The organism is Moorena bouillonii PNG, assembly GCF_001942495.1.
In the GTDB taxonomy this organism is placed as follows: Bacteria; Cyanobacteriota; Cyanobacteriia; order Cyanobacteriales; family Coleofasciculaceae; genus Moorena; species Moorena bouillonii.
Genome location: NZ_MKZS01000001.1, coordinates 1,352,327 through 1,365,351 on the forward strand (window position 1 = coordinate 1,352,327; position 13,025 = coordinate 1,365,351).

A 13,025-nucleotide genomic window follows, 5' to 3' on the forward strand; every position below is an offset into this window, starting at 1 on the left:
GTGACGTACTCCCGACGTTGCCCTAACGGGACAACGCGGGCTTCTTACCAACACCACCTACTGGTTCGGTTGCTCGGTCAGCTTTACTACTGACGGGACGCCCCACCGCCAAATACAGGATATTTTTAGCCGCATTTACATCCCTGTCTTCTGTGTATCCACAATGAGGGCAAGAATGGATGCGGTCTTTTAGTTTCTTGGGAACTTTTTTGCCACAATTAGAACAGTTTTGGCTAGTGTTTCGGGGATTTACAGCCTTCGTTAGTAATCCAGCATTTGCCGCTTTGACTGACAAGATAGACAGAAATTGACCCCATCCAGCATCCAAAACTGATTTAGCCATTTTGGTTTTGGCTAGACCTTTGATATTGAGCTTTTCGTGAGCTACTAGATCGTGGCTATCTAGTAGCTCCTTTGCGGTCTTGAAATGGAAATCTTTTCTGGTGTCCGCTACTTTTTTGTGAGCTTTTCCAAGTTTAACAACAGCCTTCTTTCTGTTGTTACTCCCTTTCTTAGAGCGACTAACAGATTTTTGAACTTTCTTAAGTCGTTTTTGAGCCTTTCGGTAGTATTGAGGAATTGGCACCTCAGTTCCGTCAGACCTTATCAAGAAAGACTTAAGACCCATGTCTATGCCGACGGGATTGATGACACTATCGTTCGCATAGCGGCTCCTTCGGAGCATCGGGATAATATCCGGGACAGTATCATCTTGGATTGACAGCGTTGCATAGTAACCGTCGGCTTTTCGGGTAATCGTGGCCGTTTTTACCTTGAATCCATCAGGAATTTGCCTGTGGTAAATCATCTTGACCTGTCCAAATTTTGGCAGGGTCAGAATATTGCCTTTGATCGGATCCTTAGTGAGAGAAGGAAAGGTAAACGAGCGGTACCTGTTCTTGCTTTTAAATCGTGGTTTTCCGCTCTTGTTTCCATTGCAATCCCCTTTCAGGAATCGTTTAAAAGCTAGATCTACCCTTTTGACACAATCTTGAAGGACTTGAGAATGAATTTCCTTGTACCATGGCCTATCTTTCTTCAGTCCAGGTAGAGATTTCTTTTGAGAGAAATAATCAGGATTATTTCTAAGTTCGGGAAGATGACAAACAAGAGGACAATAATTTGTAGCAGACCGATTTTGCTCATACCAGCTAAATCGGTCTGCCAAAAGGTAATTGTACTGACAGCGCAGCCGATCTAGCCATTTCTCTATCTTGGAGATCTGCGATTTATTTAACCTGAGTCGGTATTGATCTGCTAGTCTCATCTTGTTTTCTCCTGGTAATCGACCTATTATTAGTCTAGTATATACAATTACATATGTTAATTCATAAATGAAAGATAAAACATTAATGATCAGGTTAACTAGCTTCGATAAAAAGCAACTCAAACAAGAGGCTGAACGTAGAGGAATGACCCCGTCTGAACTGCTCAGAAGTTTAATAGCTCGTTTTCCTCTTCCCAAGGATTCCTAGTTGACAATTCCGTTTCACTTCATTGTCGAGCTATCATCCTAGAGACGCGCGCCTTAGAATAGTGGAGCCTTAATCAATGAATTTTAACTCTTTTATACATAGCCTGCCAACCATAAAGGCTCCACTATTCTTACGGTAACTTCAAGACGCTCACCCTATCGGGTAGAGCGCGGGGCTTCTCGCGGATCAGCTAATAAGTCAGACTAAGTTAGACAGGAGTAAAGATGTAATGCAAGTAAGCGATAATCCGACGCAGATCGAGAGCGGACCGATAATTCTCAACACCCAAGAGTCTAGGTTAAAGGCGCGAACAGCCTCAGTCAGGCGTACTACTGGGGAAACTGATGTACAAGTGTCACTGAATTTAGATGGTACAGGTATCTGCACCGCTAATACAGGCATCCCATTTTTAGACCATATGCTGCATCAAATCTCTTCCCATGGACTGATTGACTTGGAGGTGCAGGCAAAGGGGGACCTAGAAATTGATGATCACCACACTAATGAAGATGTTGGGATTACCCTAGGGCAAGCCTTGGCAAAAGCATTAAGCGATCGCAAAGGAATAGTTCGCTTCGGGAATTTCCTGGCTCCCCTAGATGAGGCCTTGATTCTGGTATCTCTAGATTTTTCTGGACGTCCTCACTTAAGCTATGGCTTGGAAATTCCTACCCAGCGTGTCGGGACCTATGATACCCAGCTGGTGCGAGAGTTTTTTGTCGCACTGGTTAACCATAGTCAGCTCACCCTACATATCCGCCAACTAGAAGGCATCAATTCACATCATATTATTGAAGCAACATTCAAGGCATTTGCCAGGGCAATGCGCATGGCTGTGGAAATTGATCCTCGTCGTGCAGGGATGATTCCAAGCTCTAAGGGGGTTTTGTAAGCGATGCAGCGCGGTCTTGGGGGTTCCCCCCATGAGCGACTGCATCAAGACAAAGCTATTGAGAAATCCTAAAGGTTTAGAACAAACAAAAAGCCATGGGACTAAGAGTTCCACAGCTTTTAGACTGGTCTAAGGAGCATTAACTACATTTGATCGTAGAGTATGCTAACCGTGGGCATAGTCCTCGTAACAGTTTTGGTAACGAATTTGGTAACGAAATGGTTTTTACTGAGCTATTATCCAAACGAGAATTTACCAAAGCGCAAAGCGCATTGTGCAGATCGTAATAGATTCAAACGACTAGCGCCCTAGTGCTGACGCTAGCAAACCCATTCTAGGCAGCCAGCCCCGCAATCGGTGCCTCATTCATACCTAGCCAAAGGCCAAGATTGCACCCTTGAGTTTTAGAAAAATCTGGGATTATGTGGTATCATTCTTGGTGGTTTAATTTCATTTTCATTCTGGTGTTTCAGCTCAGTGGCAATGATTAGCTGATCAAGGGTGCATTTGAGCTTTTCCATGATTAACTTAGTCTGCCAAAAGGAGAGCTTAGGCTGCATTTTGCCCCTTTCCCAAATGGAAATGGTTTTCTGGGTTACTCCAAGGGCTTCAGCAAGTTCTCGCTGAGTTAAGCCAACTTGCTGGCGCAACTTTAGTAGGGTTATGTCATGATGTTCACGTAGCATTATACTTTAATGTATAGTTTTCAAAGCCATATCATCAACGGTATGAACAAAAACAGATAATAGCAGGTAGCCAAAAACTGCTTTTGCTTTTTGAAACCTAATCATAACGCTTCCAGGTTATTTAACCCAGCCATCCTTAAATCTACAAATAACAGCTCAATCCGTTATACGTCATCCACCTGCAGTCAAATATGGCTCCTGGTTGGCTGATAGTAAGGTTGCTTTAATGGCAAAAAGCCATCACTCCACCACCAGACTTAGCGATGCAGCGCGGTCTTGGGGAGGCAGCGCGGTCTTGGGGGTCTCCCCGGAGACGAAACCTTAGATAGGGTCGCCTTTATAGTTAGCAGGTTATGCAGAAAAGGGTTAAATATTTGTTAATAGCGATGCAGCGCGGTCTTGGGGGTTTCCCCCATGAGCGACTGCATCAAGACAAGGCTCCACTATCTTACGGTAACTTCAAACCATGAGCGACTGCCGTGGTTTCCCCCATGAGCGACTGCATCAAGAAGAGAAAAATAGAAAAGACTTAGGTGAGCCGCTATTGGATTAAACGGTGCGACCCGTGGCGAATTTAATTACGGGTCAAGCGCACCGGGTAGGTGTCAGCTGACCTGCTATCCTGATAGAATGCCACCAAAGCTATTGATTTGATTTATCTTAGCGGGTGATTTATCTTGGTTTCAAATCCTGTACTGAAATCGTCTTATGACCGCTGTAACTCCCTTAGCTAATGCTCCGGATTTATCTACCGATAACTACCTGGTGGTAGGGTTAGCCACCTGCTTTATCAAAGAAGAGGGTGAAGTTCATCAAGTTCAAATTATTGAACCCATCCCCTCAGCCTCTCTAGAAGCACTGCTTAAAAGTGTTCCTACATCTTACTCATTGGCTTGTGGTACGACTCTAGGTAAAGTAATCTCAGGGGATAGCCTGTTCAAACCCGCTGAGTTTCCAGAGGATGCTCAGTTTTGCGATGATTTTACTAACCGAGCCCTCGCCGCTGCACGCACTTACAAGAGTTGTCCAGAAGCGATCGCTCATATTCCCCTTGGCACAACCTTTGATAACTTTAAATTTTCCACAGAACGCAAGCGGTTGCTAAATATGCAGCGAGTTGTTACTAAGGAAGATAATGTCAAACAGCATGAGTACACTCACAAGGTTCTTTAATCGTTAATCGATTAGTCCTTAGTTAATTGAAACAAGACTTAGGCTTGCACCCGTTGAATCGGGTTGATTGTATGGGCGCTATGGTCTTAACAATTATGCTTTGAAACAATTATGCTTTGAGCAATCACTAAGGACTAAGGACTATTTCTCTAACAACTTCCAGCCACCATCCCAGTCATCGTTAGGAGGTTCTTGAAGAAAACGCTGACAACGCTTCAGGTGCAATACAGAGGCTTGGTCATGTTTGTCATATTTTTCTAGGATAGTGCCAAACTCACCCATGGCGAGGGCGAACTGTCGCTGGAGGTAATACTGACGGCCTTTGTAGTAATGTTCAATGATGCGTGCTTTGTACTCAGAAATCGGTTCAGATTTTAGGCCCACTAATTCATAAACGGATACTGGCTTGGTCTTGCCCTTAACAATTACCTTGTCCAATTCCCTAGCCCAGATCTGGTCAGCACAGGCTCTGTAAGTATTTTCACTAATTAGGATGTCGCAACCGTATTGCTTGCTAGCTGTTTCCAAGCGAGCACCTAAATTTACTCCATCACCAATAGAGGTAAACTCCATTCGTTTAGTTGAACCCATATTACCACTAATGACGCTATCGGAGTTGATGCCAATGCCGATCTTTAAAGGTTTTCGATTAGCTTCTTCACGTTGTTGATTAAACTCTTTGAGACGCTGGCGCATCTCTAAGGCAGTTTGCACTGCTCTCCAAGCATGATCTTCTTGGGGCAAGGGCGAACCAAAAACAGCCATAATCGCATCGCCAATGTATTTGTCGAGGGTACCTTTATATTCAAAAATTGCATCCACCATCGACTCAAAATAGTCGTTGAGCATACCCACGACATCTTCTGCCTTTAAACTTTCGGTCAAGGCAGTATAGCCACGAATATCTGAGAACAGAACTGATACCTCTTTGCGATCGCCTCCTAATTTATGGTCATCAAGCTTAAGTAATTCCTCTGCTAACTCCTGGGTCATGTAGCGATACATGGTAGTCTTGAGGCGTTTTTCATCACTAATGTCATCCATGACTACCAACGCACCATAGACATGGGTTTGATCACTGGCATCAGCAATAGAGTTAATCGAGAGATTCACACAATGCTTGGTTGATTCTAACCCCTGGGAAATCAGGGTTTGGTCGGGGTAGTACTGACGGCTGTCTTTTTCTGTCTTGGCAGTTAAAGCATTCTGGAGCCATTGAGCAAAATTTCCACCTTTGATGTTAATTAACTGACTAACCAATAACCCCTCCAAGCTGTCTCCAGGGTAATACCCCAGTAATTTCTTGGCACTTTCATTGGTAGCGATAATCTTACCGGTTTTATCGGTGGAAATAACCCCATTACTAAGACTGCGGAGCATATCCCGCTGAATTTGTTCCTGCTGTTTGATGGTGGCAAACAGTTTCGCTCGCTGTATGGCTACCCCAGCTTGAATATTGAACGCCTTCATGTAGTCTTCATCAATTCCATTAAAACTTGCTTTCCAGCATTCGGGAGCTTTCGGCCAATCATTTGGATTGTAGGGCTCAAAGTCACCGCTTTTTTTCTTGTTGACTAGTTGGGTTACACCTATTAACTCTTGATTGGAGTTATACACTGGCATACACAACAGGCTACAGGTGCGATAACCAGATTCCTGATCAACTTTTTTGGAATTGTTAGAATTGGGATGATCGTATAGGTCAAAAGGAATATTTAGAGCTTCACCGCTTTGAGCTACCTTCCCGGCAAAGCCAACACCCATTGGGATCCGGATTTCTTGGGAGGAACCATCCGCTTGGGGAATTTGCGCACACAGTTCATTACGCTCTCGGTCAATTAGCCACAGGGTACTACGGTCAGCGTTCATCAGCGTTTTCGCCTCATCCATCACCCGCGTGAGGGTTTCGTCTAGATCCAAACTGCTGAGATTGAGGGATTCTGTGGCTTTGATCAGTGCTGTTGCTGCTCTTTGTCTCTGGGTAGCTCGGTACAAGGACTTAGAAGATTCCAGAACCAGCCGCATCGAAGGGGCAAAATCGTTAAACAGTCTTTGATCTTCGTCAGTAAAGCCCTGTTGATCAATTTTTTCGTTTAAGGAAGCGTTCTGTGTATAGGAATTTTTGACCTTATTAAGTAATTGGACTACGGCAACTAAATCCCCCTGTCGATTCAACAGGGGCAATGCTAGCAGGGTATAGGTGCGATATCCAGTTTTTTGGTCAGACTTTTTCGCAGTATTAGAACGAGGGTCATCATAAAAATCGTAGGGAACGTTAACCACCCGTTTGAAAGTAGCTACTTCACCAACAATGCCCTGATCAGCTGGAAATCGCAGTTCTCCTAAGGTGTTGTTTCCCTCTCCCTTTGCCACTACCGACCAAAGTTCGTGCTTGTCTTCATCCAGAAAAAATATTGTTACTCGGTCGGCATTCATTAACTCTGCCGTCTTGATAGTAATCGCATTCAAAATCTCCTGGAGAACCTTCTCAAAATCTTGGTTTTCCAGTAGAGCGTCCAGCATCGACAGGGTTTGATTGACGATCTGGAGTGCGCTTTCTACACTTGGGACTACTTGTTTTAAACTTTCCCGGTTTAAAGGCGCTAGGAAGTTAGATATCCCTTGTCCCGCCGCAACTAGCGAACCGGCTGCTGAGGAATTTGCCTCAGATATGCTCCCCTTTTCCACCTGATTTGAATTGTGTTGATAAACAGATGCAGCTACCATAGAATAATTATCCTGCGCTAAAGCTTTTACGAATGCTGAAGCGATCTAATGATAGAGTCTTTTTTATAGTTATTGACTCTTGGATTGATACTTCTTGACTCGTCAGAGCCAGTTAACCGAATTGATCTGGGTTTAAGGCTAATCTGTTGATTACCTAGAGAGCACCTTCTATGCTGGCCGCTGAGTAGATTTTTTCTGATTGATAGTTAAACATGGCCTGACTGGATTATAGTGCATTCTAGATTAATTTGTCAGTAGCTTAATTAATCAATTGCGATATAACTATTAAACTAATGCATCACAACCTCACAAGTTTTAACATTTAGCTGTTTGGCCTTAGTCCTGTTTTAGCACTGTGCATGTCTTACGCCAGCTAGCAGCTTGGGACAACAAGGAAGCCGCAAAATTCATAGCATCTTGAGCCGATTGTCCACCAGCTAACTGAGCGATTTCTTCCTGCCGCTTTTGGGGATGATTCAGGAGGCTAATCCTGACTACAGTTCGAAGCTCGGGCATTCCCGATTCGGGGAGTTGGGTAACTACTTGAGTACTGCTAGAGCAGTTACCTTGAGGGGAAGATGGTTGTTTCAAAATGCTAGAAATCGGTTGAGCAATCACCTGTTTATCTACCCTAAAATGTTGGTCTGCCATCGCAGCAATTAACGGTTGGTGAGTCACACAAAGAACTTGGTGGCGTTGACTGAGTTGGTAGAGTCGTTCTGCGATCGCTCCTGCTACCCGACCAGAAACCCCAGCATCAATTTCATCAAAAATTAAGGTTGTTCCTGGCTGATTACTGCTGGAAAAACAAGCTTTCAGTGCCAGTAAAAATCGACTCATCTCTCCACCGGAAGCCGTCTTAGCAAGAGGTTGCAAGGGTTCTCCGGGGTTGGGAGAGAAGTAAAAGGTGACTTGATCTCCACCAGCTGCCGTGGGTACAATGGGGTTGATTTCCACTGTAAACTTTACCTTCTCCATAGCCAAGGGCTTTAACTGGTTAACCAGCTGTTTTTCAAGTTCTGACCCAGCCCTGTAGCGCAATTTTGTCAGTTGCTCACATTCATCGGTCACGTTTTCCTGACTCAATGCGTAATTTCTCTCTAATTCTTCTAGAGATGCACCTTCACTGCCTAATTCTTCCAGTTCTGCCTGTAGGGTCTCATAGTGAGCGATTGCCTGAGCAAGGCTTGGTCCATATTTGCGGCAAATTTGTTTAAGAACCCCAATTCTTTCCTCCACCACTTGGAGACGTTCCGGATCAGTCTCTAGTCCATCTCCATAGGCATTAATCTGATGGGCAGCTTCCACCACTTGAGCCAATGCTCCACTGACTAAGTCTAGTAGAGGTTGCAATTGACTATCATAGTCTACCATATCTTGCAAGGTACTTTCTGCTTGACCCAATAAGTCAGCACTTGCTTTTGTCCCCTGATCATTATGGTAAAGTGCTTGATAGACTTGGTAACTCCTCTGTTGGAGTTCCACAACATGGTTCAGACGCTGGTGTTCACGTTCAAGCTGTTCAAGTTCATCAGGAGCGCTAAGGTTGACAGCACTGAGGTCTTGAATTTGATACTCTAACCAGTCCAGACGTTGTAGGCGTTCTTGCTGAGACTTTTGCTGTGTCTCTAGAGCTTTCTTGGCCTCTTGAAAAGCTATATACGCAGATGCAACTCGATCTCGCTGTTGGATCACAAGGGAACCGCCGTAAAGGTCGAGTAGCCCTCGTTGGCGTGCTGGCATAATAAGCTGTATGGTTTGACCCTGAGCAGTAATTTCTACCAAGCGCTCACGCAGTCCCTCCATCAGTTGCCGATTGACTATCGTGCCATTGACCCGAGAACGCGATCGCATGCCTTTTTCTGTTGCGGTAATCTCTCGGCTACAGACCAAATCCGCTTCATCAAGTAAGTCAATCTCTTGCTCACTCAACCAAGCAATCAAGGGGTTATCTACCGAGAATGTTGCTTCTACCAAAGCCCGTTTAGTCCCTGTGCGAAGCCGATTGGTGACTTTTCCCCCCAGGGCAATATCAATGGCATCCAAAATAATGGACTTACCCGCACCGGTTTCCCCAGTCAATACATTTAGACCAGCACCGAATTCCACTTCTAGGTGGTCAATTAAGGCAAAGTTGTGAATTCGCAAATAAAGTAACATTGAGCAAAATTCACTGTTGGGAAAATTGTGATCTTAAACACATTTGGTAACAATTTAGGAAAAGTCACACCCTAATACCCAATTGAAGTCTAAGGGTTAACTCTAGTAATCGTTGACCGTTCACCATTAACCATATCGTCAATTGTCCACTAAAAATCAGTATTCTTACCCAGGCATGGGTTATTCCACCATTCTGGTATGAAGATTGCCGAACCTTTATTAAGTTTTAATGATATCCCCCTTTTGTTACAATAGTTTACAGAATCGCTTCTGTTGGTCCGTCGGAAATATCTTCTTATGAATCCTAAAACAGTTTCCCCAACTTCTCATCAAGCACTAGACTCAGAGGCTGATGCGGACAAGTCATTGGTGCCAGTGTCGGGCAGCAATAGCTCAGTTGAGGAAGAGTTGAGCTCGACAACGGGATCCTCTGTCTTGGAAACAGAAAAACCACGGTACGACCCGTCCGCGATCGCAGCCCAGTACCAGAGGGCATACCTGCTAATTCTACGGCGGTCTTTCACCATTATCTGGTCATTCATATCGTTTGCTCTCGGTCTGTGGTGGGATCGGTTTCGCGGTCGGGATGTTACCGAGAACCGAGCCAGAGCGATTCAACTGCGGGAAATTTTAACCGATCTAGGACCAGCTTACATTAAAATCGGACAAGCTCTTTCCACACGACCGGATTTAGTCCCACAAGTTTTCTTGGATGAGTTGACGCTGCTACAAGACCAACTCCCACCTTTTGAGAATGAGGTGGCTTATAAATTTATCGAGGAAGAATTAGGCGATCGCCCGGAAAATATTTTCGCTGAACTGACTGAAAAGCCTGTGGCAGCGGCTTCCTTAGGACAGGTCTATAAGGGCAAACTTAAAACTGGCGAAACTGTTGCGGTCAAGGTACAACGACCAGGATTGGCACATAAAATTACGCTTGATCTATACATTATACGCCTTGTTGCACAGTGGGTACAAACCAATGTCAAGCGGGTGCGCAGTGACTTGGTTGCCATCATGGATGAGTTTGGTGCCCGTATCTTTGAAGAGATGGACTATCAGCATGAAGGGCGCAATGCTGAACGCTTTGCCAAGCTTTACGGCAAACTACCAGAAATTTATGTTCCCCGAATTTACTGGGACTACACTGGGCGTCGTGTCCTGACTATGGAATGGATAACGGGTAGTAAGCTGACGGATATGGAAACAATCAAGGCTCAAGGCATTGATGCCAAGCACTTGATTGAAGTTGGGGTAAACTGTTCCTTGCGACAGCTACTAGAATACGGATTCTTTCACGCTGACCCTCACCCTGGAAACCTGTTAGCCACCTCTGACGGCAAGCTGGCTTATATTGACTTTGGCATGATGAGCCAAGTCAAGACGTATCAGCGCTATGGTTTGATTGAAGCTGTTGTCCATTTGGTCAATCGTGACTTCCCTGGTTTGGCCAATGACTACGTGAAGTTGGAGTTTTTGACCCCAGAGACAGACTTGACACCAATTATTCCTGCCCTGGCCAAGGTTTTTAACAACGCCTTGGGAGCCAGTGTGGCAGAACTCAACTTCAAGAGTATCACTGACCAGTTATCAGCGTTGATGTATGAGTATCCCTTCCGGGTACCCGCTTACTATGCCCTGATTATTCGCTCCCTCGTCACCTTAGAAGGGATTGCCATTAATGTTGAGCCAGATTTCAAAGTACTCAGTAAAGCCTATCCTTATGTAGCCAAGCGCCTATTGACGGATTCATCACCAGAATTACGGGCATCCTTGAGGGATTTACTGTTCAAGGATGAGGGTTTCCGTTGGAACCGTCTGGAAAACCTGTTGCGTAATGCTGGAAATTCTCCAGATTATGATATCAACCAAGTCTTAGATCAAACCCTAGACTTTATTTTTTCAGAGCGAGGAGCCTTCATCCGGGAGCACTTGGTCAATGAGATTGTCAAGGCTATCGATAGCTTTGGAAGGCGGACATTGGATAACGTCAGTTATGCCTTGCAGGAACGTCTAGGCTTAGAAATAAATAATCAAGATAATCAAGACAAGAAGCCAGAAGATAAACCCGAAAGTACTGAGAATATCCAACGGATTTGGCAAATTTTACAAGACACTCCTGGTTTTGACCTAATGCAATTGTTGCCAGTTATTCCTCAAGTGTTCCTAAAACAGGAGACCCAGGAAATGGGACAAAAAATTGCTGGTAGTTTGGCACAGCGAGTGATTGCTCGGATGATTCGGGAGGCTTTACTCCAAGATAATCCTGATAATGGCACCCTTAACGGTCATGAGCAGGGGTCAAACCCTAACTTGGTTTTGCCCCCCACTGCTGCAATGCGATAGATTACAGCCATATTATTTGGTTGAAGGTTGAAGGTTGAAAGTTGAAGGTTGAAGGTTGAAGGTTGAAGGTTGAAGGTTGAAGGTTAACCGGTTGAAGGTTAACCGGTTGAAGGTTGACCGGTTGAAGGTTGACCGGTTGAAGGTTGAAGGTTGAAAGTTAAAAGTTGAAGGTTGAAGGTTGAAGGTTACAGGTTACAGGTTACAGGTTACAGGTTACAGGTTACAGGTGACGCAGTTGAAGGTTACAGGTTACAGGTTACAGGTTACAGGTTATTAAACTTCCAAACTTTCAACCAAACAACCTACCCTTCACCGAACGCCAAAGGCGAACAACCTTGGCCAAAGGCCACGCTACGCGAACAACCTTCAACCATCCAACCTTCAACCAAACAACCATCCAACCTTCAACCAAACAACCTTGGCCAAAGGCCACGCTACGCGAACAACCTGACAACCTGACAACCTTCAACCTGACAACCTGACAACCTGACAACCTGACAACCTGACAACCTGACAACCTAAATCTGGCCAACAAATCCGGAATCTAACAACTCCAAGACGTAGGTTACAGTATGACTAAGAGGGATTCATCTAGTTTAAACCTATGTCTAAACTACAAGAAGCATTGCAATTCATCGAGAAAATTGAACGTGAGAACCCTGGTAAATCCGCTTATGAAATTGTTAATCATTTGCGTGGGTACACTAAGAAGGAATATACTAGTCGGTTATGGAGTACAGCTACGGGGTATCACCAAGAGTATATTCGAGATGAATTTGAAGGAAAACTCAATATCAATGAATTAGTATTAAGTGGTGAAATTACTGACTTTGGTCATTTTATCGGTTCCCTTTCTGATCAAATTGATCAGCCTGGATTCCAATGGTCAGATTTCACTAGCTGGACTGGTGACCATACTTCATGGGCTGGAGATATTGGTTCGGCTATTGTGGCCTATCGAGACCCCAATGACAACATAGATGTTAACAGTGTCGAAGAAGCTTTGGATAGGTTAGCCAGAGATTCTGATTATACTGCGGATATTGCAGCTTACGTAGTAGGAGAAATGATTAACTCTGGTAAGCAATCTTCTATTACTCAGGCGATTTATCAGTATAATTCCAAGTCCTACTCAGAAAATGTTAGGATGTTTCTTAAAAAGCGTTTTGGCGGAGTTATTGAAGAAGATAAACTTAAGAATCCGGCTGGACTTGATTCAAAAATGCGTAGCGCTATTTCTACCTATATCCAGTTTTCTTCAGCCTATGAGTCGTTAAAGTCTATTAAGGATTTAGCTAAATTACCTCTAAATTTAGGATCAGAAGATAACTCTATACCTAATAGTGTGGATATTTTTAAAGGTTCCCAACATTTTATCAAGCATATAGTAAAGTATGGTAACTTAGATAGTTTACTATTCAAGCCATACCAAATACCTGGGATGTCTTGGCTAGGAACCGTGAACTATGAAGTTAGAGTAACTGGCTGATTTAACTAGTTCATTAGTGTTAAATCGGGAATCGGGAATCGGGAATCGGGAATCGGGAATCGGGAATCGGGAATCGG

The 13,025-nt window shown here is 44.2% G+C and carries 10 protein-coding genes; 6 read left to right on the forward strand and 4 right to left on the reverse strand.

The genetic code is table 11. From position 1 onward, the window contains the following. Positions 1–22 precede the first annotated feature (22 nt). The gene (locus BJP37_RS05570) at positions 23–1,267 is read right to left on the reverse strand and encodes an RNA-guided endonuclease InsQ/TnpB family protein (RefSeq protein ID WP_075897119.1); all 1,245 of its coding nucleotides are present in this window, start codon (positions 1,265–1,267) and stop codon (positions 23–25) included. Positions 1,268–1,334: 67 nt separating this feature from the next. Here BJP37_RS05570 and BJP37_RS05575 point away from each other — a divergent pair, with 67 nt between their 5' ends. Beyond that, entirely contained in the window at positions 1,335–1,475 is a 141-nt protein-coding gene (locus BJP37_RS05575; RefSeq protein ID WP_075897121.1) for a plasmid mobilization protein, read from the forward strand. Positions 1,476–1,704: 229 nt separating this feature from the next. Beyond that, a complete protein-coding gene (gene hisB, locus BJP37_RS05580) occupies positions 1,705–2,367 on the forward strand; it encodes an imidazoleglycerol-phosphate dehydratase HisB (protein WP_229415215.1) in 663 nt (220 codons plus the stop codon). A gap of 404 nt (positions 2,368–2,771) precedes the next feature. Here hisB and BJP37_RS05585 read toward each other — a convergent pair whose 3' ends face one another. Beyond that, on the reverse strand, positions 2,772–3,053 hold the full coding sequence (locus tag BJP37_RS05585; RefSeq protein ID WP_075897123.1) for a helix-turn-helix domain-containing protein: 282 nt from the start codon (positions 3,051–3,053) through the stop codon (positions 2,772–2,774). Between the two features lie 708 nt (positions 3,054–3,761). Between BJP37_RS05585 and BJP37_RS05590 the strand changes: the two genes are divergently transcribed. After that, the gene (locus BJP37_RS05590) at positions 3,762–4,226 is read left to right on the forward strand and encodes a hypothetical protein (RefSeq protein WP_075897125.1); all 465 of its coding nucleotides are present in this window, start codon (positions 3,762–3,764) and stop codon (positions 4,224–4,226) included. Positions 4,227–4,367: 141 nt separating this feature from the next. On the opposite strand, the gene BJP37_RS05595 is transcribed toward BJP37_RS05590, so the two are convergent. Further along, positions 4,368–6,953 carry a GAF domain-containing protein gene (locus BJP37_RS05595; RefSeq protein ID WP_075897127.1) on the reverse strand — a complete coding sequence of 862 codons (2,586 nt, stop codon included), beginning with the start codon at positions 6,951–6,953 and terminating at the stop codon, positions 4,368–4,370. 336 nt (positions 6,954–7,289) lie between these two features. Continuing rightward, positions 7,290–9,113 (reverse strand): DNA repair protein RecN, encoded by a 1,824-nt coding sequence (gene recN / locus BJP37_RS05600; RefSeq protein ID WP_075897129.1) that lies wholly within the window; start codon positions 9,111–9,113, stop codon positions 7,290–7,292. Between the two features lie 297 nt (positions 9,114–9,410). Between recN and BJP37_RS05605 the strand changes: the two genes are divergently transcribed. The 3 genes from BJP37_RS05605 (at position 9,411) to BJP37_RS05615 (ending at position 12,948) form a co-directional block, all read left to right on the forward strand. Next, a complete protein-coding gene (locus BJP37_RS05605; protein ID WP_075897131.1) occupies positions 9,411–11,459 on the forward strand; it encodes an ABC1 kinase family protein in 2,049 nt (682 codons plus the stop codon). 335 nt (positions 11,460–11,794) lie between these two features. Next, positions 11,795–11,941 (forward strand): hypothetical protein, encoded by a 147-nt coding sequence (locus BJP37_RS38570; RefSeq protein WP_158069441.1) that lies wholly within the window; start codon positions 11,795–11,797, stop codon positions 11,939–11,941. A gap of 122 nt (positions 11,942–12,063) precedes the next feature. Then, positions 12,064–12,948: a hypothetical protein gene (locus BJP37_RS05615; RefSeq protein ID WP_075897136.1), complete on the forward strand. Its 885-nt coding sequence runs from the start codon at positions 12,064–12,066 to the stop codon at positions 12,946–12,948. Positions 12,949–13,025 lie beyond the last annotated feature (77 nt).